Annotated in this window: 25 protein-coding genes and 6 pseudogenes; 19 read left to right on the plus strand and 12 right to left on the minus strand. The window is 69.0% G+C overall.

What is annotated here, in order from left to right:
• Positions 1 to 105: 105 nt before the first annotated feature.
• From ACGFYN_RS42615 to ACGFYN_RS42625, 3 genes are all read left to right on the plus strand, one after another.
• Positions 106 to 630 carry an AAA family ATPase gene (locus ACGFYN_RS42615; RefSeq protein ID WP_393871399.1) on the plus strand — a complete coding sequence of 175 codons (525 nt, stop codon included), beginning with the start codon at positions 106 to 108 and terminating at the stop codon, positions 628 to 630.
• Between the two features lie 346 nt (positions 631 to 976).
• On the plus strand, positions 977 to 1,330 hold the full coding sequence (locus ACGFYN_RS42620; protein WP_393871400.1) for an ANTAR domain-containing protein: 354 nt from the start codon (positions 977 to 979) through the stop codon (positions 1,328 to 1,330).
• 76 nt (positions 1,331 to 1,406) lie between these two features.
• The gene (locus ACGFYN_RS42625) at positions 1,407 to 1,775 is read left to right on the plus strand and encodes an STAS domain-containing protein (protein WP_393871401.1); all 369 of its coding nucleotides are present in this window, start codon (positions 1,407 to 1,409) and stop codon (positions 1,773 to 1,775) included.
• A 140-nt stretch (positions 1,776 to 1,915) separates the two neighbouring features.
• Here the strand turns inward: ACGFYN_RS42625 and ACGFYN_RS42630 are convergent, their stop codons facing one another.
• The gene (locus ACGFYN_RS42630) at positions 1,916 to 2,809 is read right to left on the minus strand and encodes a ClpX C4-type zinc finger protein (protein ID WP_393871402.1); all 894 of its coding nucleotides are present in this window, start codon (positions 2,807 to 2,809) and stop codon (positions 1,916 to 1,918) included.
• 132 nt (positions 2,810 to 2,941) lie between these two features.
• Between ACGFYN_RS42630 and ACGFYN_RS42635 the strand changes: the two genes are divergently transcribed.
• Positions 2,942 to 3,094, plus strand: a complete 153-nt coding sequence (locus ACGFYN_RS42635) for a hypothetical protein (RefSeq protein WP_393871403.1) — start codon at positions 2,942 to 2,944, stop codon at positions 3,092 to 3,094.
• A 776-nt stretch (positions 3,095 to 3,870) separates the two neighbouring features.
• On the opposite strand, the gene ACGFYN_RS42640 is transcribed toward ACGFYN_RS42635, so the two are convergent.
• Both ACGFYN_RS42640 and ACGFYN_RS42645 read right to left on the minus strand, forming a co-directional pair.
• Positions 3,871 to 4,281: an aldo/keto reductase gene (locus ACGFYN_RS42640; protein ID WP_393871404.1), complete on the minus strand. Its 411-nt coding sequence runs from the start codon at positions 4,279 to 4,281 to the stop codon at positions 3,871 to 3,873.
• 13 nt (positions 4,282 to 4,294) lie between these two features.
• Positions 4,295 to 5,782, minus strand: coding sequence for a hypothetical protein (locus ACGFYN_RS42645; protein ID WP_393871405.1), 1,488 nt, complete (start codon positions 5,780 to 5,782; stop codon positions 4,295 to 4,297).
• 60 nt (positions 5,783 to 5,842) lie between these two features.
• Here ACGFYN_RS42645 and ACGFYN_RS42650 point away from each other — a divergent pair, with 60 nt between their 5' ends.
• The 4 genes from ACGFYN_RS42650 (at position 5,843) to ACGFYN_RS42665 (ending at position 11,350) form a co-directional block, all read left to right on the plus strand.
• Positions 5,843 to 6,589 (plus strand): TetR/AcrR family transcriptional regulator, encoded by a 747-nt coding sequence (locus ACGFYN_RS42650; RefSeq protein WP_393871406.1) that lies wholly within the window; start codon positions 5,843 to 5,845, stop codon positions 6,587 to 6,589.
• Between the two features lie 707 nt (positions 6,590 to 7,296).
• A complete protein-coding gene (locus ACGFYN_RS42655) occupies positions 7,297 to 8,457 on the plus strand; it encodes an AI-2E family transporter (protein ID WP_393871447.1) in 1,161 nt (386 codons plus the stop codon).
• 827 nt (positions 8,458 to 9,284) lie between these two features.
• Positions 9,285 to 10,187, plus strand: coding sequence for an alpha/beta fold hydrolase (locus ACGFYN_RS42660; protein WP_393871407.1), 903 nt, complete (start codon positions 9,285 to 9,287; stop codon positions 10,185 to 10,187).
• Between the two features lie 482 nt (positions 10,188 to 10,669).
• The gene (locus tag ACGFYN_RS42665) at positions 10,670 to 11,350 is read left to right on the plus strand and encodes a class I SAM-dependent methyltransferase (RefSeq protein ID WP_393871408.1); all 681 of its coding nucleotides are present in this window, start codon (positions 10,670 to 10,672) and stop codon (positions 11,348 to 11,350) included.
• Positions 11,351 to 11,753: 403 nt separating this feature from the next.
• Here the strand turns inward: ACGFYN_RS42665 and ACGFYN_RS42670 are convergent, their stop codons facing one another.
• On the minus strand, positions 11,754 to 12,395 hold the full coding sequence (locus ACGFYN_RS42670; protein ID WP_393871409.1) for a TetR/AcrR family transcriptional regulator: 642 nt from the start codon (positions 12,393 to 12,395) through the stop codon (positions 11,754 to 11,756).
• 84 nt (positions 12,396 to 12,479) lie between these two features.
• Between ACGFYN_RS42670 and ACGFYN_RS42675 the strand changes: the two genes are divergently transcribed.
• The 3 genes from ACGFYN_RS42675 to ACGFYN_RS42685 all read left to right on the plus strand — a co-directional run bounded on the left by ACGFYN_RS42675 (position 12,480) and on the right by ACGFYN_RS42685 (position 14,382).
• Entirely contained in the window at positions 12,480 to 13,217 is a 738-nt protein-coding gene (locus ACGFYN_RS42675; RefSeq protein ID WP_393871410.1) for an SDR family NAD(P)-dependent oxidoreductase, read from the plus strand.
• A gap of 263 nt (positions 13,218 to 13,480) precedes the next feature.
• A complete protein-coding gene (locus tag ACGFYN_RS42680; RefSeq protein ID WP_393871411.1) occupies positions 13,481 to 13,915 on the plus strand; it encodes a MarR family winged helix-turn-helix transcriptional regulator in 435 nt (144 codons plus the stop codon).
• Entirely contained in the window at positions 13,912 to 14,382 is a 471-nt protein-coding gene (locus ACGFYN_RS42685; RefSeq protein WP_393871412.1) for a hypothetical protein, read from the plus strand. The genes ACGFYN_RS42680 and ACGFYN_RS42685 overlap by 4 nt, the downstream gene beginning before the upstream one ends.
• Before the next feature lie 156 nt (positions 14,383 to 14,538).
• On the opposite strand, the pseudogene ACGFYN_RS42690 reads toward ACGFYN_RS42685, so the two are convergent.
• The 3 genes and pseudogenes from ACGFYN_RS42690 to nadC all read right to left on the minus strand — a co-directional run.
• Positions 14,539 to 15,042: pseudogene (locus ACGFYN_RS42690) on the minus strand (recombinase family protein); the annotation flags it as partial.
• 71 nt (positions 15,043 to 15,113) lie between these two features.
• A complete protein-coding gene (locus ACGFYN_RS42695; protein WP_393871413.1) occupies positions 15,114 to 15,407 on the minus strand; it encodes a DUF1330 domain-containing protein in 294 nt (97 codons plus the stop codon).
• Positions 15,408 to 15,737: 330 nt separating this feature from the next.
• Positions 15,738 to 16,553 (minus strand): carboxylating nicotinate-nucleotide diphosphorylase, encoded by an 816-nt coding sequence (gene nadC, locus ACGFYN_RS42700; RefSeq protein ID WP_393871414.1) that lies wholly within the window; start codon positions 16,551 to 16,553, stop codon positions 15,738 to 15,740.
• Positions 16,554 to 16,755: 202 nt separating this feature from the next.
• Here nadC and ACGFYN_RS42705 point away from each other — a divergent pair, with 202 nt between their 5' ends.
• The 4 genes and pseudogenes from ACGFYN_RS42705 to ACGFYN_RS42720 all read left to right on the plus strand — a co-directional run bounded on the left by ACGFYN_RS42705 (position 16,756) and on the right by ACGFYN_RS42720 (position 20,227).
• A complete protein-coding gene (locus tag ACGFYN_RS42705) occupies positions 16,756 to 17,118 on the plus strand; it encodes a MarR family winged helix-turn-helix transcriptional regulator (RefSeq protein ID WP_393871415.1) in 363 nt (120 codons plus the stop codon).
• A 50-nt stretch (positions 17,119 to 17,168) separates the two neighbouring features.
• Positions 17,169 to 18,467 (plus strand): annotated as a pseudogene (locus ACGFYN_RS42710) (MFS transporter); the annotation flags it as partial.
• A 318-nt stretch (positions 18,468 to 18,785) separates the two neighbouring features.
• Positions 18,786 to 19,321: pseudogene (locus ACGFYN_RS42715) on the plus strand (transposase).
• A 432-nt stretch (positions 19,322 to 19,753) separates the two neighbouring features.
• The gene (locus ACGFYN_RS42720; RefSeq protein ID WP_393871416.1) at positions 19,754 to 20,227 is read left to right on the plus strand and encodes an ATP-binding protein; all 474 of its coding nucleotides are present in this window, start codon (positions 19,754 to 19,756) and stop codon (positions 20,225 to 20,227) included.
• Here ACGFYN_RS42720 and ACGFYN_RS42725 read toward each other — a convergent pair.
• Positions 20,206 to 20,468, minus strand: a pseudogene (locus ACGFYN_RS42725) (IS630 family transposase); the annotation flags it as partial. The gene ACGFYN_RS42720 and the pseudogene ACGFYN_RS42725 overlap by 22 nt on opposite strands.
• 155 nt (positions 20,469 to 20,623) lie before the next feature.
• On the opposite strand from ACGFYN_RS42725, the gene ACGFYN_RS42730 reads away from it, so the two are divergent.
• Complete coding sequence (locus ACGFYN_RS42730; protein ID WP_393871417.1) at positions 20,624 to 21,613, plus strand: ornithine cyclodeaminase family protein; 990 nt, start codon at positions 20,624 to 20,626, stop codon at positions 21,611 to 21,613.
• 108 nt (positions 21,614 to 21,721) lie between these two features.
• Here the strand turns inward: ACGFYN_RS42730 and ACGFYN_RS42735 are convergent, their stop codons facing one another.
• A complete protein-coding gene (locus ACGFYN_RS42735) occupies positions 21,722 to 22,081 on the minus strand; it encodes a hypothetical protein (RefSeq protein ID WP_393871418.1) in 360 nt (119 codons plus the stop codon).
• A gap of 874 nt (positions 22,082 to 22,955) precedes the next feature.
• Between ACGFYN_RS42735 and ACGFYN_RS42740 the strand changes: the two are divergent.
• Positions 22,956 to 23,082, plus strand: a pseudogene (locus tag ACGFYN_RS42740) (MerR family transcriptional regulator); the annotation flags it as partial.
• Positions 23,083 to 23,418: 336 nt separating this feature from the next.
• On the opposite strand, the gene ACGFYN_RS42745 reads toward ACGFYN_RS42740, so the two are convergent.
• Positions 23,419 to 23,907, minus strand: a complete 489-nt coding sequence (locus ACGFYN_RS42745; RefSeq protein ID WP_393871419.1) for a GNAT family N-acetyltransferase — start codon at positions 23,905 to 23,907, stop codon at positions 23,419 to 23,421.
• 60 nt (positions 23,908 to 23,967) lie between these two features.
• Between ACGFYN_RS42745 and ACGFYN_RS42750 the strand changes: the two are divergent.
• Positions 23,968 to 24,096, plus strand: a pseudogene (locus tag ACGFYN_RS42750) (zinc ribbon domain-containing protein); the annotation flags it as partial.
• Positions 24,097 to 24,349: 253 nt separating this feature from the next.
• Here ACGFYN_RS42750 and ACGFYN_RS42755 read toward each other — a convergent pair.
• Entirely contained in the window at positions 24,350 to 24,946 is a 597-nt protein-coding gene (locus ACGFYN_RS42755) for an NADPH-dependent F420 reductase (protein WP_393871420.1), read from the minus strand.
• Positions 24,947 to 24,986: 40 nt separating this feature from the next.
• Positions 24,987 to 25,820: an inositol monophosphatase family protein gene (locus ACGFYN_RS42760; RefSeq protein WP_393871421.1), complete on the minus strand. Its 834-nt coding sequence runs from the start codon at positions 25,818 to 25,820 to the stop codon at positions 24,987 to 24,989.
• Between the two features lie 137 nt (positions 25,821 to 25,957).
• On the opposite strand from ACGFYN_RS42760, the gene ACGFYN_RS42765 reads away from it, so the two are divergent.
• On the plus strand, positions 25,958 to 26,869 hold the full coding sequence (locus ACGFYN_RS42765; protein WP_393871422.1) for a LysR family transcriptional regulator: 912 nt from the start codon (positions 25,958 to 25,960) through the stop codon (positions 26,867 to 26,869).
• Positions 26,870 to 26,903 lie beyond the last annotated feature (34 nt).

Below are 26,903 nucleotides of genomic sequence, written 5' to 3' on the forward strand. Positions count from 1 at the left end.
CGACCCCAAGCCGTTCATCTGGACCAAGACAGCCGAAGAGATCCTCGACTCCCTCGCCCGCCTCTGCCGACGGATCTCTGGCGCAGGACACTAGCGTCGAGTCTCATGATCGTATGGCTCAATGGCACCCATGGCGCGGGCAAGACGACGACCAGTGCGCTCGTGCAGCAACTGATCCCAGATTCACGGGTGTTGGACGCCGAGAAGGTCGGCGAGACACTCATGGACATCACGCCGGGGTTGCCCGCCACGGACAACTTCCAGCACTGGCCGCCATGGAGGCCGCTCGTGGTCGAGACCGCCCGACGCGTTCTCGACTACACCGGCGGCACTCTGGTGATTCCCATGACTGTCCTGGTCGAACAGTATTGGCGCGAGATCAGCTCGGGCCTTGCTCAACATGCCATTCCGCTCCGGCACTTCGTCCTCCACGCCGCCCCGGACACCCTGCGCGGGCGCATCGCGGACGACACTGTTCTTGGCCCCGACTCCCCGTTCCGTCTCCAATACCTTGAGCCCTACGCCGCGGCGGCCCGCACGTGGCTGCATGCCGAGGCCGAGGTCGTCGACACCACACACCTCACACCCGCACAGGCCGCCCGGCAGATCGCAGAGGCCGTCAAGAGGTGAGAACGAACGACCCTGCCGGCGTCAAGCCTCGCAGCCGCCAAGCATCCGGCCCGAAGGCCGGAGCATCCTCGAAGAAGACCGGTGATGTCCGCCGCGCGCTCGACGTCGCCCGAGGCCATGCGCAACCGGCCGTTGCGGTGTCCGGGCCGGCGGTCGGGGACGGCGCGGATCGAGGGCCGTGGCCGCGAGTCTGGCTCTGTAACAAAACCCACAACTCAGCAGGCGCTTCGCCCTCACCGGGCTGATGCTGGGACAAGGAGCAACGGCGTCGAGCTGCGGTCCTTGCTGCGCTGGTGACAGCCCCGCGTGTACGGCAAGCACGAAGGGGCAGAACTCATGGAACGACGTGGATCCCTGGACCCTGGAGCCCACCGTGCGTCACGATGCCGATCAAGGCCCGGGAATCGAGCGGGTCGTCGAAGCCCAGAGTGCCCAGATCCACGGCCTGGAATCCAAGGTCGGGCAGCTGGAAACCGCCGTGGAATCGCACGCCGTCATCGATCAGGCGACGGGCGTCCTCATCGCCGTCGGACGACTCTCCCCCGGTGAGGCCTGGGACGTCCTCAGGGAAACGTCCATGAGTACCAACATCAAGCTCCGTCACGTGGCCGAACTCGTCGTCGCCTGGGGCACCACCGGCCACCTTGCGACCGACATCCAGGGTGAGCTGGCGCGGAGGCTGGATCCACCGCGCAGCTGAGTCACCCGCGTCCGCCCCTCCCGCCACGCCCTCCTCGTTGCCGGCAAACACGCACCGGCCGTTCACCGGTCCTCCCGTGACCACCCGACCCAGTTCGGAGACTCAGATGCAGTTCAGTCAACAGGCTCGGACCGGACGCGAGCTGGTCCAGTACGAGAGGGCGGGCGCCTGGATCGTCGTTGCTCACGGCGACTACGACGCCAACTCGATCGCATCCATGGCGAAGGCCCTGGAGACGGCGGCCAAAAAACACTCCCGTGTCGTGCTCGATGCGGCCGGCCTCACCTTCGCGGATTCCACCTTCCTGAACCTGCTGCTCCGCATTCATCAAACGACCGCCCTGTGCGTCGCCTCGCCCGCGCCGCAGCTTCGACGCATTTTGGAGATCACCGGCGCCGACACCGTCCTCGACGTCCGTACGACCATCGAAGACGCAGTGGCATAGCCGCTACGGAACGCTCAGCCTGTCAACCGCCGTCCCGTGTCCGGACGCCGCCCGCAGGACGAACCAACTGGTCCGGCACCCTCGGCTTCGACCTGGCCACTTCTCTGAACCAGTGGCTGGTCACGCTAGGTCGCCGGCTGTCACATTCCTGCGTCAGTTGGCTGGGTGAGGATCTCGCGGCACATCTCGACGCACTCGGAGCAGATCCATACGTTGGGCCCGGTGACCAGGGGGCGCTCTTCACTGCGGGCGTGACCGCAGAACGAGCAGCGGTCCGTCTGTTTCTTGCCCGGCCTGCTGCGGCGGGGGCGGCGGCCGAAAGGGGTGCGCGGGACGTTGATGTAGCAGTGCAGCAGCCGCTTGATGTCGGCCACGTCCACGCCGAGGTCGTTGAGGACGCGGCGGGCGCGGGAGCCGGGGTTGGTGGCGATGACCGCGAGCAGTTGCGGCGTGGTGACGGCGACCGGCGCGCAGCTCGGGGCGCGCTCGGTGGCCAGCTGCTCGGCGCCGGCCAAAGCCGCTTGGGCCTCGGCGGAGAACTCGATCCGGCCTTCGCGCGAGGGTTCGGAGGGGTAGCTGAACAGGCGGTGGCTGGCGTCGCGGATCTTGTCGCGGCTGACGCCGAGCTGCTCGAGGGTGGCGGCGGCCACCCCGTCGGTGAGGAGGCCGAGCAGGATGTGTTCGGTGCCCGCCTCGGCGAGGCGGCCGGCCTCGGCGGCGGCCAGCGCGGCGGCCAGTGCGGCCTCCAGGTCACGGCCTCGGATGAGTCCGACGGTCGGGGGGGTCTGGGCGACACGGTCGGCGTACCGCTGGCGGGCGGCCTGGCGGGAGACGCCGAGGCGTTCGCCGATCACGGTCCACGAGTATCCGGCCTCGCGGGCTTGCCGCACGGCTTGGTCGACAGCCGCATCGGAGCGGCCGGAGACATCACGCGTCAGCGCCAGGACGGCGTCGAGCAGGTCGAGCGGATCGTCACCGATGGCACGTGCGTGGCCTGCCTGGATGAGCTGGTCCACGGTGGGCTCAGAACTCATGGTGACAACGGTAGATTGTCAATCCTGCTGTGACAACCCCCGGTTGTCACGCGTTCTGAACGTGGATGATGCGGCAGATGCCGGTCCTCGGTGCACGTGCTCGGGTCGGCGGCCTGCGCACGGTCGGCCGGCATGTGCAGGGCAGCGCGGGCGGCGCGCAACTCCGCCGCGGCGCTCGACGTCCGCGAGATGCTGCGCGATCAGGTCCGCTCCGTGTACGCAGGGCGCCTCGAGGCAGTCGCGTACGGCCAGCATGGAGCGGGCTACCGCCTCGCACGCTCATGAGCGGGAGTCGCGTCAGGCAAGGACCGCTGCCACTAGTGCGGCAGCCACCGTGAGCACCGCAACGGGCAACATGACCATACGCAGCCGCCCCCACAGGCCCGGCAGGTCACGGCCTGCGCCAACCGGCGCCTGCCCCTGTTCACCTCGTTCCGGTCGGCGCTGACCGCGGCGCCCGCGCCCCTGCCTGGATAGGTCCAGCCAGTAGATTTCGGCCGGCCGAGCACAGACCAGGTTGCCGTCGCCCTCGCTCACACCACTCACGCCGCACCAACGACGGTCCCCCGCCACAGGCGACCAGCACACATCGGCCCGCAATACACCCGCCGCAGAACCGTGATCAGCCCGGTCGACTGTCCGACAAACGCCCCGCGACAACCCCCCGAAGCCTCGGCACGGCGGCACCTGCCGGCCTGAACTGAGCGTGCGGAGGTAGCGGGTTGAGAGCCTGTGCACGTGTTCTGCGGGAAGGTCGCGTTGACCAAGGGAACTCAGTCAGCGTGCGTCTGGCCAGGTGAGTGTCGCCTGGCTGTCCCTGTGCGGCCCGAACGCCCGCAAGGAGTACGGGACCAGCTGGTGGACCGCGCGCACTCCCTGCCACCGTGGTGGTCGGCCTCAACATCGGCGTGCTGCCGCCACCTCCCGCTTCCGTACGGCATTGAGCGGGCCCTCTCGGCGACATTCAGCCGCCTGCGTCACCTCGTTTGGGGATCGGCGACGGAGGCGTGCCACGAGTTCGGTAGTCACCCCAGTCGGCGCACACCCCGCGTAAGTGCCTGCTATCTGGGCTTGCCACCTGTCAGCGAAGGCGCCGGCGTTGCCGGCTCGGCGGGCCCGGCCACCGGGTGAGGTCGGTGGTCGGCTTCCAGGCGCGCAATCTGTTTCGCAGTGAGGGTGATGTCGACGGCGGCGATGGCGTCCTGGAGATGTGCGAGCTTGGTGGCACCGACCAGGGGTGCGCTGACGGTGGGTTTGCTCAGCAGCCAGGCGATGGCGAGTTGGGCCGGAGGCAGGCCGAGTTCGTCGGCGAGGGTGCGCAGGGTGTCGACGGTGTCGAGGTCGGCTTCAGTGTAGAGCTGGTCGGCGAGGAAATCGGTGCTACTGCGGGTGGTGGGGCGTTTTTCGGTGCGGGACCGGCCGCTGGCGAGCAGGCCGCGGGCCAGGGGCTGTAGGGGAGGATGCCGATGCATGCCGTGCCTCCTCTCAGCTGTGTGGGGTGGTGGACACAAACAGCGGGGTGACCGAGAGCGTCAGGTGTGCCGTGGTGCCGTCGCACTCGGCTTGTTGGCGTGCGCCGAAGGCATCGACGACGTGGGCGGTGGGGTGGGGCCACGGCCGGCGCACATGGGTCGGGGGCTGGTCCTCGCCGGTGAAGGCGTCCCCGCCCGTCCACAGCACCTGCACCGGGGCACGTCCCTCGCGCTGCACCTCGAAGGCGAACACCGGCTGTCCGTCATGGCCGTGCCCGACAGCGAGACGGTGGACTGCGGTGGCGCCTTGGAGTTGGTCGGCGAGCAGCGCGAAGGTGTGTGCGGCCGGGCGGTGGCGGGTCAGCTGCATACCTTCGTACTCCATGAGCGCGAGCTTGCCGAAGAGGAAGCCCATGAGGTTGAACCGGTCGCTGTAGTCGGGGATTTCCGGTGCGAGGTTCCAGCAGGCAGTTCTGGTCAGCCCCTCAGCCAGGGCGAGGATGTTGCGGGTGACGATCTGGCGCCGGTTGATGCGGTCCCGCTTGGCCGCCAACTCGGGCGGACAGTCCTCAAGGAACATCTGCAGCTGCGGCGGCAGTTCGGGCGCCTGGGCGCAGAGGGCGCGCATCGTGCGGCGGTCGGGCGGCTCGGCGGCTTCCTCCTCACCGGCCGCGGTGGAGTGCGATTCGGCACCTTCGGCGGTGAAGGCTGCCATCATCGTCTGCTCGAACACCTGCTGGGCCTCGGGGAATTCGAAGAGGGTCGGCCCGTTGTACTCGCCGGCCGCCACGGGCCGCTCGTAGCCGTGACGGCGCATCATCGCGCGTACCTGTGCCACCTGGTTGGGGATCGCGTGCGGGTCGCCGTAGAGGTGGACGGAGAACAGGTCGAAGGCATCCTGTCCGTGGTCAAGGACATGGTCGAAGAACTTGCGGGCGGCGCTGTCCTCTGGGCTTGCCAGGACGTCGTAGCCGCAGCCGCCGAGTACCACGGTGGCCGCCGGGTCGCCGGCGCGCACCGCTTGGTGGAAGACGTTCAGCTGCTCGACATACTCCGCTGCGGTGCCCGCCCATAGCAGGCCGGTGTTGCTCGGCTCGTTGTTGCACTGCCAGTACTCCACGCGTCCCTGGCAGCGGCCCACCAGTTCCCTCACGAACCGCCCGTACTGGTCGACGTTCGTGGCCGGGGAGGAGGGCAGGAAGTCGGTGGGCTGCCGGGTGGCCCACGGGGAACTGGAGCAGACCGTCACCCAGGTCTCGGCCGCTGGGTCGAGCTGATCAAGGATCGCGTCGACGACCGTCCAGTCGAATCGGCCCGGTTCCGGCTCGACCTGGCCCCAGTAGACGTAGACGCGGACCAGGCCGCCGCCGAGCTTGCGGATCTCGGGCACGAAGCTGTCAGGCTCGCCGAACATGCCGTAGCTGATGCCGCGGACTATGCCCAACCGGATCCCGGCCGGGCTCTCAGGTGTGCCCGTCTCCTGCTTCATGGCTTCCGTCATTGCTCCGCCCGCCTTACGTATATGACATATACTCTAGATAGAGACTATATACTCAACGGCGTGAAGGAGACTCCGGACAGCCCGCTGCCGCCCCTGGTCTGGACTCAGCCCACGCCCCGGCGCCGCAGCAGTCCACTGGAGCGGGACGACATCGTGCAGGCCGCCATCGCGCTGGCCGACGAGGGCGGCACGGACGCGCTCACCATGGCCGCCGTCGCCAGGCGACTCGGCTCCTACACGCCCATGGCCCTCTACCGCCACGTGCTCAGCAAGGACGGCCTGGTCGACCTCATGCTCGACCACGTCACCGGCGAGATCCCCCTGCCACCGGAGCCCGGCAACGACTGGCGCGCCGACCTGCGCCAGGTGGCGCTCGACAGCTGGAACATGGTCAAACGCCACCTGTGGTACGCACAACTCGTCCCCACACGCCCCCCGCTGGGCCCGCACATGATGCGCCGAACCGAGTTCATGCTGCAGGTCCTCATCCGCCAGGGCACGACCGTCCAGGACGCCATGACCTACGTGGCACTCCTGGACCGGCACATCTTCGGCAGCGCACAGCAGGAAGCCGAAGAACTGGCCATGCGGCGCCGCTACGGACTGCACACCCCCGAGCAGTTGACCGAAGCGATCACAGCGGCACGCGACCTGGCCGCACAGAGCGGACGCCACCCGGCGCTGACCGCGTGGATGACCACCCCCTCCGGGCCCGGCATGGACGAACAGTTCGCCCTGAGCCTCGGCTTCATCATCGACGGCATCCACAGCCGCCTGCCCGGCCAGGACCGCAGCAGCACGGCCTGATGATCGACGCCCGTTGCCTCTCAGCGTGCTGCACGGGACTACCCCCGGCCGGCCACGACTTCGAGCGCACTGTCAGCCCAGGGTCGCGTGCCCCTCACATCGGCACGTCGAGCGCCCATCCTGGCGTCACCGATGCGGCCGGGCCTCCTTCGCCGTACACGCCCATCCACGTCGACGGCCCCACTTTGAAGCGATCCGTCATGCTTGCTCGCCCGGACACGGCCCAGGCGAGCTGCTGAGCGGGCCGCAGTCATTCGGGGATGACTGCGGCACCGCCCCATGCACAGTCCCGCAGCACGTCCGGAGGAACACGTCACCGCTGGAACCTGAACTGCGTGTGCCCCCGCAAGTCGCTCTCAGGCTGGGTCAACCGGGTGAATCACCGCGGCGCCTCCTGCGTTCGCCGGGTGCTCCTCGCGGGTCTTCCCGGGGGCGGCGCGTTAAGGGGATCGCCGCAGGTAGTGCGGCGGGCATGTCCAGAGTGGGGATGGGGAACTCGGGGTGGAGCCCGGGCCGGCGGCGTTTCCTTGAGGGGCCGGCCTGGTCATAGGTTCCCCTGGTTCGGACTGCGTGCTGGGGGAGCCGCGCTCCGCCTGCTCTGCGTGATCCCGATGGTGTGGGGCGGTGACGTACAGATGAACGGCGCATCGCGTCAGCCGCGCCGCCAGCCGGATGCCGGACCTGATAGTGGTCATGGTCGGCGGCGGATGCGGTACGTCGTGCTGGGCAGCCGTCCTGCGCGCGGCGTCGGGACCGTGGCCCGTGCGCGCAGGGCCGCGACGTCGGTGCGGGGCGCCGAGGACGGCGTGACCGTGCTGCACGGGCTGAGGGTGGGTGCCGCCTATGCGTGGCGGCTGCTGGTTCTCGGGGCGGCCGTGTACGCGGGTTTCGTGATTCTGGGGCGGTTGCAACTGGTCGCCGTGGCATTGTTCCTCGCCCTGGTCATCACCTCCGTCCTGCGCCCGCTCGCCGATCTGCTGGCGCGGTGGCTGCCCAGGGCTCTGGCGGTGGTGGTGAGTGTCGTAGGAAGCCTAATGGTGGTCCTCGGGTTGCTGGCGCTGGTCGGCGAACTGGTGGCGAGCGAGTGGAACCGGCTGGGGCGGGAGTTCAGCGGGGGCATCGGGCGCATCGAACGGTGGCTGCAGGGCTCTCCCTTCCATGTGAGTCCCGCGGTGACGTCGAACCTTCAGGACAAGGTGAACACTTTCGTCTCCGAGCACCGTTCCGTGCTGATCAGCAACGCTGTGAGCGGTGCCGGACAGCTGGTTGAGGTGCTGACCACGGCGGTGCTGGCCCTGTTCTGTTCCCTGTTCTTCATCCATTCCGGCGACCGGTTCTGGCGCTGGTTCCAGGAGTGGCTCCCCCAGCAAGCGCGGGACCCGTGCAACCGCGCGGGCCGTGCGGCCTGGCGGACCTTCGCCGGGTACACGCGCGGCATCTTCATCGTGGCGGCCACCAACGCGGTGCTGGTCGGCATCGCGTTGTTCGTGCTGCGGGTGCCGCTGGCCCTGCCGCTGACTCTGCTGGAGTTCTTCGCCGCGTTCATCCCGCTGGTGGGATCCCCCATCGCGCTGGGCGTGGCCACGGTGGTCGCCCTGGCCGCGCGCGGGCCGGTCATCGCGATCGTCGTGCTCGCACTGATCGTCGTCGTTGGCCAGATCGAAGGCCACGTGCTGCATCCGCTGGTGATGAGCTGGGCGGTCCGGCTGCACCCGGTCGTCGTGGCCCTCTCCGTCATCGCCGGCGGCACCTTGGCCGGGGTGATCGGCGCGGTCGTGGCGGTGCCGATGGTGTCGGTGGCCTGGGCGGTGCACGGCGAACTGCGCACCCGACCTCGCTCGGGTCGACGGCGGCGGGCGCCGGGCTGAGGCACTGGCCCGGCAGGTGCCATCTCGGATACGCCGGTCCCATCCATGTACGGATGACGCCGAACGCGAGTGGCGGGGCCGTCGCCGTCAGAATGCAGCGGTGCTCCACGGGCAACCTCCGTCATCGGTGTGGTCGTCGAGCATCGCGGCTGGGGCCAACCGTGACGAGGAGCAGACGTTGACGTGGTCAACAGTGTCTCGGACGCCTGCGGCTGGGGCCGGTATCACTGGATGGTCTGCCGCATCGGCGCGGAGGTGCGGCGACCGTTCTCGATCTTCTTCAGGACGCCGCCGAGCAGGCCGCCCCGGGCTCCGGGCTCCGGGCTCCGGGCTCCGGGCTCCGGGCTCCGGGGGATCAACCCGCCGTACCAACGGGGAATCGCGCCGGCTCAGCGACACACCAGAACCAAGCGCGCCGCCAGAACTGCCAGGGCTGCCTGCCCGACATTCGCTCGCGAAAGCGCGGCGCGGTTCCGCGGGATAGCTCCATGCCTCGTTCCGCGGAAATGCCCTGAAGCTACGCCCACGGGAGTATGCGCGATACCGACTCTCGGTGGATGATCTCGGTCCGGGACGGGGCGATGCTGTGGGCCGGGACGATGGGCGATCTGCCTTGCTCGCCGCCTCCGCCTCATCCGTGACCGTGCCAGCCGCCTGGGTTGCCGGCCAGTGACAGAACGGGAACTCGCGTGGAAGCCGACCCCCAGGCCAGGCCGACCGAACCGCCACCGGCGGATTCCGACGGCGCACCGCGCACGCTCCCACGGCGCCGTCCGTGGCCCAGGCGGTGGTGGCGACGCGTAACGCTCATCTGCTCCGTCCTGCTCATGGTCGTCACCACGGCGTCCTTGACCTACAACGCGTTCACCGCGAGGCGTGCCCAGCCCCCCAAAGGGCTGCGATACGTGCAGGCCGCCGATATCCGCACCCGGTACCGGACGTGGGGCACGAGCGGCTCGCCCGTCGTCCTCGTCCACGGCGCCTTCGAGCAGGTCGACACCTGGTCACGACTCGCACCGCTCCTCGCGCGCGATCACCGGGTCTACGCCCTGGACCTGACCGGAGACGGCTACAGCGAACGCCGCGGCCCCTACACCGTCGACCACTTCACCCGACAACTCGTGGGCTTCCTCACTGCCATGCACCTCGGCGGACCGGGCGAGCGCCCCCTGCTGGTGGGCCACTCCAGCGGCGCCGCAGTCGTCGCGGACGCCGCCCTGCGCGCCCCAGGACGGATCGGCGGCGTGATGCTGCTCGACGGAGACGCCCTCAACACCGGCGCCGGTCCACCCTCGGCCTTCAAGTACGTGCTGATCGATCCGTACCGCACAAGCCTGCTGCGCCTTGGTCTCGGCGTCGACGGGTTGATCCGCTCCGTGTACGACGCCCAGTGCGGACCGGCCTGCCCGCCCCTCAACGCCGCCGGCTTGGATCAGTGGCGCCGGCCGTTGGAGGTGCCGGGCGCCGAGGCCGCCCTGTGGAGCATGCTCGGCGAGGGCGTGCCCGGCCTCCCCGCCGGCGAGGTGGCCCGGCTCGCCGGCGTGCACATCCCCAAGTCAGTCGTGTTCGGTGCCCAGGACGACGTGTTCAGCAAACAGACCCCGCAACAGACCGCCCAGCGCATCGACGCCCCACCCCCCACCCTCATCCCCGGAGCACGCCACCTGACCATGATCTCCAGCCCTCGGCAGGTCGCGGCAGCCGTGGAATCCCTGGCACGCGTCTCGTGAGCGCGACCGCCTCCAGCCGCCCACACACGGCTCGGCGGTCGGCCTCGATGCGAGCCGCGACAACCCTGGCCTATCCGTGGGCGGACGAGTTCCTCCTCGAGGACGTCCGGGACTCACACGAGGGCATGGGCTACATCGCCGCGGCCCACGCCCGCCAAATCCCGGCTCGCTCCCAGGAATTCGAGGTCTTTCGCGCGCGCCGAAACCCGGAGAGCAGGTCGAAGTCATGATCAAGCACGGCCGTGCCGGCAACGTGCGCGGCGTTCATCGCGGTACGGGACTTGGCTCGGCGTACGGCTGGACGCGTGCCCCGTGTCATCGCTCCTTGACCCTTTGCCGTCGCGGATTGACCGACCACGGTTCGACTGCGCAGACCGCGGCCGCTCTGCCTCGATGACGTCCAGTGCGACGCCGTTCGACGCCATTTGCCGGACCAGCAACAGGAGTGGCAGACCAGGAATTACGTGAGCGACCGTTGAGCCGTGACCGACAACATCGCAGCAGGATCCCCCGCGTCCGACATCCCCTCCCCTGCCGACAGCTATGTCGGCGACCCCGCGGTGCGGGCGGAGTGGGACCAGCGGTACGCCGAGCGACAACAGTTGTGGAGCGGGCAGCCCAACGGTGCGCTCGTGGCCGAGGTCGACGGGCTCACACCTAGGCGTGTGCTCGACGTGGGCTGCGGCGAGGGCGCGGACGCCATTTGGCTCGCGCGGGGCGGCTGGGAGGTGACCGCGCTCGAGGTCTCGGCCGTGGCGCTGGAGCGGGCGGCCGGACACGCGCGGGACGCCGGTGTCGCCGTTGACTGGATGCACGCGGCACTCACCGAGGCGGCGCTCCCGCCAGCTTCCTTCGACCTGGTCTCCGCACAGTACCCGGCTTTGCTGCGCAGCCCCGACGCCGCGGCAGAGCGAGCGCTCCTCGCGGCCGTCGCGCCCGGTGGCGTGCTGCTGTTCGTTCACCACGCGGGAATGGACACCCAGCAGGTGCACGACAGCGGCTTCGACCCGGCCGACTACGTCTGGCCCTCGACGGTCGCCGATCTACTCAACGACGACTGGGAGGTAGAGGTGGACGAGCAACGGCCACGCGTGGCACCCGACGGTGGCGCCGGCGCCCACCACACCGACGATCTGGTGCTGCGGGTGCGCCGGCTGCGCTGACACTCTTGGCTCGCAGCAGTGTTACCGAGCTGCCGGAGCCGGCTCCGGCAGCTCCGGCGGCTCCGGCACACGGTAGGCAGGAGCGATCTTCACCGGGCGACCTCGACCGCACTACGCAGGAATGCCGCAAGCTCAGGGGGTGCACCCTCGCAGGAGCTCGACCAGGCGAGAGCCTCGCCCGCTGCGCACACCGCACCAGGCGTCATCCAGCGGATCAGGTGTCCCCGGCCGCGGGCGGCAGCACTGTTTCAAGCGCCAGACGCACCGCTCCACGAGGCGGCGCACCCTGGCGGATCGCCGTCGTGATCGTCCGGGTCACAGGGTTGGCCAGCTCCCGCGTGGCGACGCGATAGCGGCCCTCGCTCGGCGCTGTCCCCCGGATCATGTGACCGTGATGGCGCCATTAGTTCTCCCGGGCCGAACTGCGCCCGGTTGCTTGGCGTTTGTGCCCCTCGCGCATGGGCAGGACCGCTAGTGCGGTGTCCGCGATGTTCCGCAACGTCTCCGACTCCAGGCCGGCCTTGCCCACCGCCTCGATACCGCGGACCACCGTCAGCAGCAGTGCCGCCAACCGCTCCGGATCCGCAGCACTGTCGATGTCGCCGTGGCGCTGGGCGGCGCTGATCTCCGTCCGCAGCAGGGTCAGCAGCGCCGTCATGGTCTCGGCCGACCGCCCGGCGACCGTCGGATCGTGCTGGGCCAGTTCCGCCGCGCCCTTGGCCAGCAGGCACCCGCGGCGCTCGGTGTCGGAGGCGGAGTTCTCCGCCATCAGGTGCACGTATGCCGACAGCCGGGCCAAGGCCTCTGCGTCCGGGCCACCCGTCAGCCGCCCTTCGGCCACCTCGACGACTGCGGTGCACCAGTCGCCGAACACTCGGTGGAACAGCTTGCCCTTGTCGCCGAATGCGCCGTACAGGCTGCCCTTGCCCAGGCCGGTCGCCTGGGCGATGTCGTCCATTCGGGTTCCTGCATAGCCGGTCGCCCAGAACTGTTCCCGGGCCCGCTCCAGGACTTGGCGTTCGTCGAATGCGCGTGGTCTCGGCATGATCTCAGCCTATCCATTCTTGACTCGATCGTCCATTACTGCCTATGTTGTGGACGATCCATTCCATAACTGAAGGGGTTCAACATGCCAGGCGTGCTGCAGGAGAAGGTGGCCGTGATCACCGGAGGGACCAGCGGGATCGGGCTGGCCATCGCCCACCGCTTCGTTCGGGAGGGCGCACGGGTCTTCGTGACCGGCCGGGACATCGACCGCCTCGAAGCGGCAGTCAAGGAGCTGGGCCCAGCGGCCACCGGCGTACGATCCGACGTCTCGGTCCTGGCCGACCTCGACGCGCTCTACAGGCGGGTCCGCGAGGAGGCCGGACGCATCGACGTGCTGGTGGCCAACGCGGGAATCGTCGCGGACGCCGCGCTCGGCGCCCACACCGAGACGAACGTCGACCTCACGCTCGCCGTCAACGTCAAGGGCCCGCTGTTCACCGTTCAGAAGGCGCTTCCGCTGCTGGCGGAGAACGCCTCCATCCTGGTCGTCGGCTCGAGCAACAGCGTGCGACCCAATGAGCAACTCGAGGTCTACAGCGCCTCGAAGGCGGCGGTGAGCAACCTCGTGCACAACTGGGCCCGACAGTCGCGGGAGCGCCGATTCCGCGTCAACGTGCTCAGCCCTGGACCCACGCGAACCCCTGGCCTGCTGGGCGCCGCGGGGCCGGGCGTCGACCAGTTCGCCGAGGCCGTCGTGCCACTGGGGCGACTGGCCGACGCCGAGGAAATCGCCGAGGCAGCCCTCTTCCTGGCTTCGGACGCCTCGTCGTTCGTCACGGGTGCCGAACTCTTCGCCGACGGCGGCTACACCCGAGCCTGAACGACGGCCGGGTGGTGCGCATCCGCTTGCCTCGAAGCGATGGGGCGCACTCCCGGCCGTGCGTGTGCGTCGTACGAGCCCAGTGCGCTCGAAGCGACGGGAGTGGGGCCGCGGTCTCTGCGCGCGGTCTACCTGGTAGGAGGCGAACGCGCGGCCTCCGTGACTGGTGACCGTCTACCCGCGCTCAGCGCCCGTCTGAGATGCCGCTTGCGGCATGCAGGCACGCTTGCGCCAGTTAGTGCGATCTCGTAATATCCGAAAACGTGAAGTCCGAAAGCGTTTCATCGGGACGGTCGCTGTTGCTGACCTTGCAGCGTGCGACCCACGCCACCTTGCAGCTGATCGCTGCCGAACTCGTCGACCTTGACCTGACCGCCTCCGAAGTCAACGCATTGGCCAACCTCGCCGACGGTCAGGGACGAACCGTGTCTCAGCTGGGGGCCGCAGTGGGCGCCCGACCTACAACGCTGACCAGCGTGCTGGACCGGCTGGAGCGCCGTGGTCACATCACTCGCGGTACGCGAGCCGGTGATCGCCGCTCGGTGTTGATTGAACTCACGAAGTCCGGGCGTGCGACGGCGGCGCTGATCAGCCAGACGCTGGCCGATCTCGAGAGCCGCGCGTTGGAGGGCGTGCCCGCTGAGGCGCGCGCCGGTTTCTACGCCGTTGCGGACGCATTGATCAGGGAGGGGGCATGACCACTGACGATGACGGCGCGGATGAGGGGGCCTCGCCGTTCACCGAGCTCATGGGCGAAGTGATGGCCACCGCCGAGCGGTTCGGACACCGCCAGCACGTTCACCTGACCTGGCTAGCCGTTCGACGATACGGAACCAACGCGGCGGTGGATCTGATCAGCAGCGGTATCCAGCGCACCGCCCGATACGCCGGCGTGCCACAGAAATACAACGCCACCGTCAGCCGGGCCTGGGTCGAACTGGTAGGCCACCACGTGGGCCAGACAGACACGGCCGACTTCGACGCTTTCGCCCACCAGCACCCGGCACTGCTCGACAAGAAGCTGCTCACTCGCTTCTACCGGCCCTCGACACTCGCCGACACCCGAGCCAGGTGGGGCTGGGTCGAACCCGATCTCGCGCCGTTCCCCTGGCAGCGTGCCGACCGGTCCCATCAGCAGGCTTTCAGGAGTTCTTCGCCCACGTAGCCCGGCGACAATTGCGGGTGAGCCTGCGGGTCATGAGTGGGGCGCGGCGAGCCAGTTGGCCTCTGCGTCCGCCTCCGTGCGTGGCGCCCCACAACGTGCGCAGGTACTGCAGGCGGTGCAGACGCGACCGAGGTAGCCAGTGACGGATCGTTCCGATCATGGCCATGAGCTGAACGCTGCGGCGTCCGGTCGGGACCGGAGGACGTCTGCGTTGCGGAGGTCGGCGAAGTCGGCGTGGGCCTGCTCGACGGCTTCGGGGTATGCCTCGCGCTTGGCGTGCTCGGCGAGCGCCCGGTGGATGCTCGCCACCGAGGGGTTCTGCCCCTTCCGCTTGCCGGTAGGGATGATCAGGTCGGGCAGGATCTGCTCGACGGACTCGCCGCCCGCGCGGCGGCGCAGCACGGTGTGCAGCATGTCGTCGGTGATGACCGGGGGCCGGCCGCCGTGCTTGCCCTTGCGGGACGCGGTGTCGAGTCCTTCGAGCGTGGACTCGCGGATGTTCTCCCGCTCGGTCTCGGCCATCGCGGCGAAGGACGCGAACAGCAGCTTGCCGGGCCCGGTGGGGTCGTAGATGCCGGGCAGCGGCCCGGCGAGCATCTCCAGGATGAGGCCGTGGGCGGTGAGGTGGTCAGCGAGACAGTCCAGCCGGCCCGGACCTCGTCTCGTGAGTCGTCGTTCAGCACCGTATGCGTTTCAGGTGACAGATGCTCAGCGATGGCTGAGCCCGTCGGTCAGTCGATGCCTTCGATGATGCGGAAGTCGCGTTCGAATCCGTCGGGGAGGGCCACCAGCGCCTTCTGGTATGCCTCGCTCTCGTATGCCGCGACGGCCTGTTCAAAGCTGTCGAACTCGATCAGAACGACGCGTTGCGTGATTCCGGCCTCGTGGGCGACGACCCGGGCGCCACGGGACAGGACGCGCCCGCCCGCAGCCCGGACAGCCGGACCGGCCAGCTTGTTGTAGGCAGACAGCCTCTCAGGGTCGGAAATGACGGGGTAGACACTGACCCAGTAGCCCTTGGCCATGGAGACCTCCTGTGTTCGGCCGGACATGTCCGACTTCGAATTGACGCTCAGATTGCTCGATCCCGGCGACGGAGCACCGGGCATTTGTGAGGACGTGCTGATCCGGCCTGGTTCGGCTCTGCCACCCGCCGCTGCCGGTTCGCGTCCCGGCGAAGTCTTCCTCAGCTCCCCGGGCGCCTTCGGCGGCGGAGGAACGTGCCGGAGACGGAAACGAAGACCTCCCGGTCGACGGGGTCGGCCATGGCGGGCATTCCAGCCCGTCTGCGCAGGACGAGACGCGGCCTCATCCGAACCTCGCCGGGTGCCCGCCACTCGCTGATGCCATCGGCGTCAGAAGCAGACTGAGGTCGAACGCCGGCGCACTGTGGGTGATGGCACCGACGGATATTCGAGGCGTCTGGATTCATCACGCTGGACACGGTAAGGGCCGTCGCGGAGACCGGAGTCGACGCGAAGTCGGGGCCCTTCCGACCCTCGCAGCGTCACGATGTGCCGCACGTCTTCGATGGGCATGTTGTCCAGCATGATCCACTCGACTCCCGCGCGCAGCGCCTCGATGGCCTGGGCTGTCGCCTCGACCTCCACCTCGACGGCGACACCGCGTGTATTACACGCGTGTACTGCCGCGATCGCGGCGCTCACGCCGCCCGCCGCGGCGATGTGGTTCGCCTTGAGCAGGACCATCGCCGCGAGGTCGAGCCGGTGGTTGCTCACTCCGCCGGCGGCGACCGCGGCCTTCTCGAGCGCTCGAAGAGCGGGCGCTGTTTTGCGCGTGTCCAGGATCCGTGCCGGAAGCCCGGTCACCGCGTCCGCGAGGGCCGCGGCGGCGGTGGCGATGCCGGCCATGCGTTGCAGGAAGTTCAAAGCTGTCCGCTCGCCGGTGATGATCTCTCGCGCGGGTCCTGCCAGCGTGAGCAGGGCCTGCCCGGTGTGGACGCGGTCGCCGTCCTGAACGTGCTCGGTGACGACGACGCCGCTGCCGAGCTGCCGATATACCTCGGCTGGGATCGCCGTGCCGGCGATCACGCCGTCTTGGCGGGCGACGACGCGCGCATGGGCGCGGGTGCCGTCCGGCACCGCCCAGCGGGTGGTGATGTCGTCCTCGGCGCGGTCTTCGGCCAGGGCGCGGCGCACGGCGTCCGCCATGGCGTCGACGGCGACCGCCGTCTGGTGCGCCGCGTGCGGGGCTGGGGCACGGCGTTCGGGGCGAGAGATGCATAAAGCATTCATATAAATATTGTATGCTTCACGCATGAGCCGTCAAGACGCCACTGGTGGCGTGTCCACTGCGATCGGGTCGGCCCTCTACGGGCTGGCCACCAGGGCTGTGAGACGCCTTCCACGCGATATGAGCATCACGTCCGCCGCCACCCTGGCCACCCTGCACGGGACCGGCCCGCGACGCATCACCGATCTGGCCGTGATCGAGGGTGTCACCCAGCCCGCGATGACCGTGCTGGTCCGGGTCATGGAGGAGTCCGGACTGGTCGAGCGGAAGGGCGATCCCTCCGACAAGCGGGTCACGCTGGTGTGTCTGACCGAGGCGGGCGCGTCGTACGTTCGGACGCGGCGCCAGGCGGGCGTCGATGCGTTCGCGCGGCTGATCGACGAACTCGCCGACGACGAGGTCGAGGCCCTGGTGGCGGCGCTTCCGGCGCTGGCGCACCTGGCAGAGCTCGAAAGCCAGGACCGCGAAGGGCCGAAGCGGTGAGAGGGCGCACCCCTGAGCGCTCCGAGGCGCGGCTGCTGGTCCCCGCCCTGATGTTCATCGCCCTGGTCGTGGCGGCGGTCGCCAGCCTCGGGACGCCGCTGATCACGAGTGTGGCCACCACGTTCCACGTCTCGCTCGACAGCGCGCAGTGGACGCTGACCGTGGCACTGCTGAGCGGCGCCGTCGCCACGCCCGTCCTCGGCCGGCTCGGAGCCGGCCCGCACCGACGGGCCACGATCCTCGCCACGCTCGCGATCGTCGTCGTCGGCAGTGCGCTGACCGTGCTGCCGCTGCCGTTCGCGGGGCTGCTCATCGGCAGGGCGGCCCAAGGCGTCGGGCTCGGTCTGACGGCGCTGATGATGGGCGTGGCCCGGGACCATCTTTCCGAGGAGCGCAGCACGACGACGATCGCCCTGATCTCGGTGGTCTCGATCATCGGCGCCGGCGTCGGCTACCCGCTCACCGCACTGCTCGCCGAGATCGGCGGCGTACGGGCCGCCTACAGCTTCGGTCTGTTCGTCACCGCTGTCGCCTTCCTGACCGCGTGGCGTTCCATACCCGCGGCTCCCGAAGGCCGCTCCGCTCACGTGACCGTGACGGGCGCGCTCGTCCTCGCGGGTGGACTGTTCCTCGTCCTGTTCCTGGCCGGCCAGCGGAGCCTGTGGAGCCGTCACCTCGCCATGGCGGTGATCCTCGCCGTCGTCGCCGTGCTCCTGCTGTGCGTCTGGACCGCCTCCGAGCTGCGCAGTAAGGCGCCCCTGGTCGATGTCCGGGCAGTACGGCGCCCGGCGGTCGCCGGAGCGAACATCGCCATGTTCGTCGGCGGAAGCGGCATGTACCTCCTGCTCACGCTCATCACGCGGTACGCGCAGACGCCGCAGAGCGCCGGCTACGGCTTCGGGCTGACCACCTTCGTCGCCGGGCTGGTCCTCGTCCCGTTCTCGGTGCTGGGGTTCGTCGCCGGCAAACTCACGCCCCGGGTTCGGACGCTGATCGACGCACCCGTGCTCCTGGCCGGCAGCGCCGTCATCGTCGGCGGCGGGTTCGTCCTCTTCGCCGCGGCCCGGTCGAACCTGGCCGAACTGCTCGTCGCGATGGGTGTGCTGGGCTTCGGCGTCGGCGGCTTCTCAGCCGCCATGCCCGGCGTCATCCTGGCCGTCACGCCCAAGAGCGAGACGTCGAGCGCGATGAGCTTCAACTACGTCGTCCGCAGCGTCGGGTACTCCCTGGGCAGCGCGATAGGCGGCCTGGTCCTGGCCACCGGCACCGACGCCGGTCATCTTTTCCCGAACGACCACGCCTACACCACCGCAGCGCTGATCGGCATCGCCGCCATGGCGGTCGCCGCCCTGACCGCCACCGCCGCCAACGCCGACCCGAGATCAACCCCACCACGGCCACGGCCAGCGTGCCGAGTCGGGGCCGGTCGTGATCGCGGTCGTCATCGTCGAGGAAGAAGAATCGCTCCAGCTCCGGACGCGTGGGCACGGCGGTGAACGTCCCGTACGCCTCGGTCTGCTCATCGGTCAGAAACTCCACCGGCACGAGCCGGACCGTAGCGAGCGGCGATGAGCAACCGGCGGCTTTCCGTGAACCCCAGAAGCAGCCGGATTTGGTGTGCTGGGGCTGTTGCGAAAGTGGATCTTGTTCATTGATGATCACGTGCTGTGGGACGTGGTGATCTGACGAATGGCCAGTCGGCCCGGATGGAGCCGTTGCTGCCGCAGGGCATCACGCCGGGCCGGCCGCAGGTGTGGACCACGCGGCAGCTGATAGACGGCATACGGTGGCGGACCCGGACGGGTGCTCCCCGACGAGACATGCCCGCGCGGTATGGGCCATGGGACCGGGTCTACGACCTGTTCGGGTGCCCCGGCCCGGACGCGGACGGCCCCGCAAACGTCCGGACCGGGTGCCGGCCGACAAAGCGTACGGCTCCCGTCGCAACCGGTCCCACCTGCGTAGACGCGGGATCAAGGCAACCATTCCGGTACCCGCAGACCTTGTCGGCAACCGGCAGAATCGCGGGTCCCGCGGCGGCCGTCCGCCGAAGTTCGACCGGGACGACTACAAGCAGCGGCACACGGTTGAGGGCGGGATCAATCGCCTCAAGCGCCACCGGGCCGTGGCTACCAGGTACGACAAACTCGCCGTGCGCAAGGAAGCGACCATGTTGATCGCAGCCCTCACTGAGTGGCTGTGACCTGCACTTTCACCTGGCAGTCCGAGGGCTACGTGCCTCTGTAGGTAGCGAGTCGGTGTTTCTCGCTGTTGGGTATGGGTGTGCCGAAGAGCGATGACTACGCGAGAACCCGTGCTCGACTGACCGTCTGGGGCTGCCTTGCCGGGCTGGCTGTGGTCCTGGCTATTCCGATGACCATACTGGTGACCGTCCTCCTGTTCGGGATGCCGACCCCCTAGAGCTGTCGGTTTGCCCCGCGCACACCCTCTCGTTGTACAGGTGGCGGATGGAGTGGCCTGTCAACACCCGTCGCGTTAGTGAGTAGCTGCGCCCCGGTCCAGGACTCGCATGCTGCCTGAGACCGCCGCCTGTTGTCTGCCTGCTTCAAGTGGCGATTGAGGGGTATGCGATTTCGGGCGAGGACAGGGCTGCTTGGGAAGTAAGGCGGACCGTATGGATCAGACCGCGGGTGATGCTGAGCGGGAATCGCTGGTCGGCGAATCCGTTTCGGTTGCGGAGGCGTTCGAGGAAAGCGAGCACATCGCTTCCGCTCGCGCTCTGGCCCGGTCCTTCCTGACGCATGTGCAGGCTGTTCACGGGCTGCCGGTCTCTAGCCGCGCGATGGGCATGGTGCAGCTGGTGGTGAGCGAGCTGGTGACCAATGCCCGCAAGTATGCGCCGGGTCCGTGTCTGCTGACCTTGGAAGTCAAGGACGGCGCCGTTGAGGTGAGTGTGTGGGACAGCAGTACGGCCCTGCCCGCGATCCTGGCGCCGGATCCTCAGCGGGTGGGCCAGCACGGGCTGGAGATTGTGATGGCCGTGTGCCAGAGCTTGCAGTTTCACCGGGAACCGGTGGGCAAGCGGATCACCGCGGCCGTGGTCCTGGCCGATGACCCGGGCGGGGACGTCGCCGGACGTCGGCTGTGACCAAGGTCCGAGCCGGTGGGGCGGATTCCGAGCGGGCCGAACTCGTCGAATGCGAAGACCCGGCCGGGGAAGACTTCCAGGACGTGCTCGATCCGGTCCAGCTTGGCATCGCGCTCGGGGTTCGTGGCTCCCTTCACGTCTTGGTGCGCTGGAAAGTGATACCGCGTCAGGCGAGCAGGCGGCACAGGGCTTCGCGGCCGATGCGGATCATCCGGCCGTGGGCCTTGCGCAGGTACAGCACTGGGCGCTGTTGGGGTACAGCCGATGTGGCCAGGCGCGTTCGGGTGAACGCGCCCGGACGGGAATGCGTGTCGTAATGGGGCAGCGAGGGGTCGGCGTCGAGGCTTGGGCGGTGCGGTCGTCGGCCGGACGGTCGGCATCAGGAGGCTGAAGCGCATGCTTGTTCTGGGCCGTTCGCAGGTCGAGTCCCTGCTCCACATGGATTCGCTGATCGATGCCCTGGCTTCGGCGATGGCGGACCTCAGCGCGGGCCGCGCCTCGGTACCCGACCGTGTCGCCGCTCTGGTGCCCGAACAGGACGGATTCCTGGCGGCCATGCCGGGCTTCCTGCCCTCGGCCGGGATGCTCATGACCAAGCTGGTCTCCCTCTTCCCCCACAACGACGGGGCACACCTGCCGACCCATCAGGCGCTGATCGTGGCGTTCGATCCGGATACCGGCGAGCCCGCCGCCCTGCTGGACGGTACCGCCATCACCGCGGCGCGCACCGGCGCCTGCTCCGCCTTGTCGGCGCGACTGCTGGCCCGCGAGGACGCGAGCGTGCTGGCCGTGCTGGGCACCGGCGTCCAAGCCCGCTCCCACGCCCACGCGATCTGCCGGGTCCGACCGATCCGGCAGATCCGCGTGGCCGGCCGGGACCAGGCGAGAGCCGCCGCCCTGGCCGAGGAACTCTCCGCCCTGCTGGAGGCCGAAGTCCAGGCCGTGGCCGGCTACGCCGAGGCACTCGACGGCGCGGACATCGCCGCCGCGACGACGCACGCCGTCGAACCCGTGATCCGCCGTCCCTGGCTGACACCCGGGGTACACATCACGTCCGTGGGATACAACCCGGCCGGGCGCGAGATCGACGACGCCACCATCGCCGAGGCGCTGGTGTGCGTCGAATCGCGCCAGGCCGTGCTTTCTCCGCTCCCCGCGGGCAGTAACGACCTGCTCACGCCGATCCGCGAAGGCCTCATCACAGCCGACCACGTGCATGCCGAGCTGGGCGAACTCATCTCCGGCAGCAGACCGGGGCGCACCGCGCCGGAGCAGATCACTCTCTACAAGTCGGTCGGCGTAGCGGTCCAGGACGCCGCGGCCGCCGCCCTGGTCGTCGCGGCCGCCCGCCAGCAGTCGATCGGCGAGGAGATCACGCTGCGGTGACGCCGCCACGGCACGCGATCGCCCCACCGCGCGGCGGCCGGATCGGCGACGCGCGGCTCACCGGCTGAGCGCATTCACCCGTACGCGCCTGAGCAGCTAAGCGGTGGGTCAGTGGTCGGAATAGCTGAAGTCGCCCACGGTCCAGGCACTGATGTCCTCGATCGCAACGCGGTACATTCCGCCCGTCTCCGGGATCCCCACCGCGCCCTGCAGAATCCGCGCGAGATGGAAATGCAGATGCGTGGGCGGCCCGTCCTTCTTCGCGGGACCGTCGAAGACCGCGGCGAACTCGCCCAGGTGGGCGGACTCGGTCAGCACCTCCGCCACCCGCTGCCTCCACATGGCTTCGGGAGCCAGTCGACCGGTGATGACAGCACCACCGGTGACCACGGTCAGGGACATCTGACTGCTCTGCCCTGACTCCACAAGGGCGGCGATGTCAACGATCAACTCGTCAGCCTTCAGCATGAGATCAGATTCTATCCACAGCGCTCCCACCGCGCGGCTCGGGTGGCGGCACTACGGGGCAGGACAGGTCTGTACGGTCTCGTCGCCGTCGGCCCCTCACTCCACGCGCCGCACTTGCACTGCGGGCCGGACCTGCCATCTCTAGACCGACCGACGGGGAATACCTCATCGTCGGGTACGCAAAAATCTATGCTCGCCGAAGTAGACATTGGGTGCTTGGATCATTATTGTTTCTCTCGTAGTCGAGATCGAGCGAGGCCCGGCAGACACGAACTGCCAGGCAGCAGTACACGCATGACGGTCCGATGGTGGAGCCTCGAAGCCAGGTTGTTGCACGACGGCGACGGGACTGACGACCGGACCGGGTGGCCCGCAGTGATCAGGGGCCGCCGCCATCAAGGCCGCGGTCGACGCGGTTGCGGTACCAGCAGTGCTGTATCGAGCGGTTGCCTCGGTGAAGGCGTCGGGCTGCGGACGCGCGCGCCGGGGTGCGGTAACAAGCAGTGCGTAGTCCCCGTTTGGTAAGTGATTGGTTCAGAGGGAAGAACGGAGGAGTCGAGCGCCATCCAGGATCGCCCGGGCCAAAGACGTCAGCCCGGGTACCGCAGGACATCGATAGGCAGGTGGTCTCCGGTCACGCATCCGCGATCCTCGCACCCCCGTTGGCATTTCGGGCGGCTGTGCGGAAACAGAAGGCCGGCGCAACAATAGGGCCGGCAGATGGTGTTGCAGTTCCTTCGGGGCCTTGGTGCCGTACGGCACCAAGGCCCCTCGATGCGTTCCACAAAGAGGTGAGACGACAGCGGACGAATCGCTGGACCGACTCGAGGACGACGACTGTCCCGCTTACACGATGGCCGGGCCGCCGAGTTGCATCGCGGCCCGCGCGTGAACTCGTCGACCAGAGCACCCCGATCGAAGCCGCTTGCCGGATCATCATCGGCGAAGACCAGCTCGAAGAAGCCCAGCGCATCAACGCCGAATACCGGCGCACCAGTTGATCGTCCGTGCGATCGGATCGGCAGGGGTCCGGCCCGGCCGCGGCGGCCGAGCCCGCCCTTCCCGTGCCGGATGCCCGAAATCGGACTGGGGTCGGTGAGGGAGCTCTCCCGGATGCCGGTCAGGGAGGAGTCGATGCCCAGCATGAGCGCATGGGTGACCGGCTTCACGAGCGGGACGGCGGGGTCCTGCACGATGAGCACAGCGCAGGGCGGCGTTGGCCTACCGGTCGCCTCCACCGTTGAGGCGGCGGTACTGCCGGCGGGCACACACGGAGCGCGCGGCGTCCAGCGATACCTGCAAGCAGGCCACCGGTACCCACCGACCGGCACACCCTGTCATCCCGAAGGAATGCGGAACTCGAATTCGGGACGGTCCCACGGCACGGCGGGCGGGTTCGCGAACGCGGTCCCGGTCCGCACCGCACCGACGCGGTGGTAGAAGTTCTCGGCGGGCAGGTGCGACACGACCTTCAGACGGTCGATCCCGGCGGCACGGGCCTCGGACTGCATGTGCGCGACGAGTAGCCGTCCAATGCCCCGTCCTTGCACGTCGTCGGCGACGAACAGCAGGTCGAGCTCCGGTGGAGCAAGGATGAGCGAGTAGAACCCGAGGATCCGGCCTCCGTGCTCGTCGGCGCCGACGGCCACAAAGGCGCGGTGGGCCTCGATGTAATCAGGACCGACCCGGTAGCCCGCGACGGCGGCTGCGTACTTCCCCTCGTAGGCGCCTGATCCACGCACGAGGCGTGTGAGCCGTTTGGCATCCCGCGCGACGGCCCTCCGTATCGTGATCGGCTGGCTGATCGGGGATGTGCGTGAACTCATCAGGTGAGTATGTCCCACCAGGGAGCGCCCTCGTCAGGCGGGCCAGCCGCTCGCGCAGGCAAGCACGGGCGCATCGTCCACCTGGTCCACCCCGCGCACACCACGATGGACTGCGCGCAGTGCGGGGCGAGAACCAAGCACGCACTCCCCCTGTACGAACGGACCTTTGCCTGCACCGCATGCGGAGCCCGACCCGCCTGCTGGATGCCGCGCACCAACCGCTCGGCGGTCCCATCGTGCAACTTGAACACACACGTCAGCCGCACCATGCATGATCTGATCGCCACCCGATCATGGCTGACGAACACAGCCTCGACCGGCTCATCTCGCTGGTGAGGATGCGGATGAAGCGGATGCAATGCCGCCCCCGCCACGAAAGCCGTTCGGGCACTCCGGCTCGCCACGCCTTGCGGTCGTCCTCAGGAAGAGTTGCCTCTCGCTTTCAGCGGGCGATCGAGATTGCGAAGGGCGCGAATCCGCTGGATCGGATCACGTGGGGTACGAACAGGATCGCGGCCTCGGCGGCCCGCGCGGTCTCGATCCCGCCGAGGTCCGTGATCCACTCCTGCTGCCAGCTGAGGTCGGCGAGAAGCCCGCGTACGACCCGCTTGGCCTCCGGGTCCTTGCCGGAGAGGAAGGCGGTCGGTGTCTGGGTGAGCGCGGCGGGCGCGGTCATCACCGTGTAGAGCATCGTGTTGAGCGTCTTGACGACGCGCGTGTCGGGGAGAGCTTCTTGAACTTGCTCCGCGAGGCTCGAGCCGGGGTAGAGCAGCTCGGCCGGCAGTCCGTCCGGTCCGTCGACGGTGGCGTTGGAGACGTCTACGAGAATCGTGCCCCGCAGTTCCTCGCGCAGCGCGATGAGCCGCTCCAGCGAGCCGGCGCCCGGGGTGGCGTTGACGACGATCTGCGCTGTCCGGGCGGCGTCGGCGGCAGAGCCTGGTGAGCGGTCCGCCACGGTCACTTCGTGCCCGGCCCGGGTGAGGGCCAGAGCGAGGCTGCCGCCGACGCGGCCGTTTCCGAGAACGGCGATCATGGTCATGCTGATGTGGTCCTTCCGGTGCTTGTGGTTCTCGTGGGAGTCAGCGGGAGAGAGCGGTGACGGCGTCGGCGTGCACGCCGGGCCCGGCGGCCAGGAAGCTCTCGCTCTCCGGGGTCCAGGGGCGGCCCTCGGCGTCGGATATCCGCCCTCCGGCCTCGGCGACGAGCAGCGCCCCGGGAAGCAGGTCCGCGCGGGCCCCGGCGAACTGCCAGAAGGCGTCGATCCGGCCGGCGGCCACGTTCAGCAGGTGCAGGGTGGCGGGCACGGATGTCCGCACCACGAGCGCGTCGAAGAGCATCGCGGTGATCGAGGAGCCGATGCGCCGCACGACCTTCTCGTCCTCGTCCGGCCTGGCCTGGCTCGTGGCCACGAGGCTCAGGCCGAGGTCCGTGGTCCGGGACACGTGCAGCGGGCGGCCGTCGAGGTGGGCGCCGGCGCCGGCGAGCGCGGTGTAGGTCTCGCCGGTCAACGGCAGGTGAACCACGGTGAGCACCGGCTGGTTGTCGCGCACGAGAGTGGCGGTCACCGCCCACTCCGGCAGGGCGTGCAGGTGGTTGACGTTGCCCTCGGCCGGGTCCAGGACCCACCACTCGCCGGGGGGCAGGGCCCCGCCCGCGAGCTCGTCATCCACCAGGCGGGCGTCCGGGCGCAGGAGGGTGAGGCGGGGGCGCAGGACGTCGAGGGCCGCGTCGTCGTTGGCGGCGAGCGCGCGCATCAGCTCTTCGCGGGTCTGGTGGCGGACCACGTCGCCGAACCGCTCCCGCAGCGCCGAACCCGCCGCGCGCACGGCGTCCGCGGTCTGCGTGAGCAGGTCGGCGTCGGACGCGACGCCGGCGGTCGCGGCAATTCCGGTGGGCTGAATCGACTCGGGCATGGCGGTGCTCCCATCTGAGCAGGGGGTGATGAGGCGGACCAGTCGAAAACCGTGTTTCTTTTCGTGCCCGCATCTCGAAGGTAGGAGGGCCCATCGTTAACTGCAAGTGCATGTAAAGCACGGCTAGGATGAGTCTCATGCAATTGGATTTGAACCTGCTCGCCGCGTTCGATGCGCTCCTGGAGGAAGGCAGCGTGGCCGGAGCTGCTGCGCGCCTGCACGTCACAGCCCCCGCGATGAGTCGAAGCCTCGGACGGATCCGCCGTACGACGGGGGATCAGATCCTGGTGCGTACCGGGCGCACGATGACCCCGACGCCGTACGCGATCGCCGTCCGGGAACAGGTGCACGAGCTGCTCCAGCAGGTCCAGGGCGTCCTGGCACCGAGCCGCGAACTCGACCTCACGACACTCGAGCGCACCTTCACACTCCGCTGGCACGATTCACTCGTCGCCCTCAGTGGCCCCGCGCTTCTCGCGGCCGTACGCGAGCAGGCGCCGGGCGTGCGTTTGCGCTTCATCGCGGAATCGAGCATCGACACCCCCGAGCTGCGTCGCGGCGAGATCGACCTGGAGGCGAACGCGAACCGCCCGGCCGCACCCGACATTCGCGCCGAGCGGGTGGCTGAGACCCACCACGTCATCGTCGTGCGGCAGGGGCACCCGCTCACCCGGGTCAAGGCTGTCACCGCCGCGCGGTACGCCGCGGCCGAGCACATCACCGTCTCGCGCCGCGGAAGGCTCGGCAACGCCCTCGACGACGCTCTCGCGCGGCACGGCCTCACCCGACGGGTAGTGGCGACCGCGCCCACCGAAGGGACCGCGTTCGAGTTCGTGCGCGGCTCCGACCTCCTCGTCACCGCCCCCGAATCGACGACGCGTTCCGCGGCCACGGTTCTCGGTCTGACCCTGCTCCCACTGCCGTTCGAACTGCCGCCGGCCGCGGTCTACCTGTCATGGCATCAGCGCTATGACACCGACCCCGCACACGTCTGGCTACGCGATCTGGCGCGGACCGCGTTGGCGCCCCGACGTAACGCGAACCTTTAAAGATCTCCAGCCGGGCTGCAGACCGGCCGTCCGC

Origin of the sequence: Streptomyces sp. NPDC048419, from assembly GCF_043200415.1 — a bacterium.
In the GTDB taxonomy this organism is placed as follows: Bacteria; Actinomycetota; Actinomycetes; order Streptomycetales; family Streptomycetaceae; genus Streptomyces.

What these genes read in the sequence shown, in the direction of transcription:
- ACGFYN_RS42615 (WP_393871399.1), top strand. Translation starts at nt 106, where the DNA reads ATGATCGTATGGCTCAATGGCACCCATGGCGCGGGCAAGACGACGACC.
- ACGFYN_RS42630 (WP_393871402.1), bottom strand. Translation starts at nt 2,809, where the DNA reads ATGAGTTCTGAGCCCACCGTGGACCAGCTCATCCAGGCAGGCCACGCA.
- ACGFYN_RS42635 (WP_393871403.1), top strand. Translation starts at nt 2,942, where the DNA reads ATGTGCAGGGCAGCGCGGGCGGCGCGCAACTCCGCCGCGGCGCTCGAC.
- ACGFYN_RS42640 (WP_393871404.1), bottom strand. Translation starts at nt 4,281, where the DNA reads ATGCATCGGCATCCTCCCCTACAGCCCCTGGCCCGCGGCCTGCTCGCC.
- ACGFYN_RS42645 (WP_393871405.1), bottom strand. Translation starts at nt 5,782, where the DNA reads ATGACGGAAGCCATGAAGCAGGAGACGGGCACACCTGAGAGCCCGGCC.
- ACGFYN_RS42655 (WP_393871447.1), top strand. Translation starts at nt 7,297, where the DNA reads ATGCGGTACGTCGTGCTGGGCAGCCGTCCTGCGCGCGGCGTCGGGACC.
- ACGFYN_RS42660 (WP_393871407.1), top strand. Translation starts at nt 9,285, where the DNA reads ATGGTCGTCACCACGGCGTCCTTGACCTACAACGCGTTCACCGCGAGG.
- ACGFYN_RS42670 (WP_393871409.1), bottom strand. Translation starts at nt 12,395, where the DNA reads ATGCCGAGACCACGCGCATTCGACGAACGCCAAGTCCTGGAGCGGGCC.
- ACGFYN_RS42675 (WP_393871410.1), top strand. Translation starts at nt 12,480, where the DNA reads ATGCCAGGCGTGCTGCAGGAGAAGGTGGCCGTGATCACCGGAGGGACC.
- ACGFYN_RS42685 (WP_393871412.1), top strand. Translation starts at nt 13,912, where the DNA reads ATGACCACTGACGATGACGGCGCGGATGAGGGGGCCTCGCCGTTCACC.
- ACGFYN_RS42695 (WP_393871413.1), bottom strand. Translation starts at nt 15,407, where the DNA reads ATGGCCAAGGGCTACTGGGTCAGTGTCTACCCCGTCATTTCCGACCCT.
- nadC (WP_393871414.1), bottom strand. Translation starts at nt 16,553, where the DNA reads ATGGCGGACGCCGTGCGCCGCGCCCTGGCCGAAGACCGCGCCGAGGAC.
- ACGFYN_RS42705 (WP_393871415.1), top strand. Translation starts at nt 16,756, where the DNA reads ATGAGCATCACGTCCGCCGCCACCCTGGCCACCCTGCACGGGACCGGC.
- ACGFYN_RS42720 (WP_393871416.1), top strand. Translation starts at nt 19,754, where the DNA reads ATGGATCAGACCGCGGGTGATGCTGAGCGGGAATCGCTGGTCGGCGAA.
- ACGFYN_RS42730 (WP_393871417.1), top strand. Translation starts at nt 20,624, where the DNA reads ATGCTTGTTCTGGGCCGTTCGCAGGTCGAGTCCCTGCTCCACATGGAT.
- ACGFYN_RS42735 (WP_393871418.1), bottom strand. Translation starts at nt 22,081, where the DNA reads ATGCTGAAGGCTGACGAGTTGATCGTTGACATCGCCGCCCTTGTGGAG.
- ACGFYN_RS42745 (WP_393871419.1), bottom strand. Translation starts at nt 23,907, where the DNA reads ATGAGTTCACGCACATCCCCGATCAGCCAGCCGATCACGATACGGAGG.
- ACGFYN_RS42755 (WP_393871420.1), bottom strand. Translation starts at nt 24,946, where the DNA reads ATGACCATGATCGCCGTTCTCGGAAACGGCCGCGTCGGCGGCAGCCTC.
- ACGFYN_RS42760 (WP_393871421.1), bottom strand. Translation starts at nt 25,820, where the DNA reads ATGCCCGAGTCGATTCAGCCCACCGGAATTGCCGCGACCGCCGGCGTC.
- ACGFYN_RS42765 (WP_393871422.1), top strand. Translation starts at nt 25,958, where the DNA reads ATGCAATTGGATTTGAACCTGCTCGCCGCGTTCGATGCGCTCCTGGAG.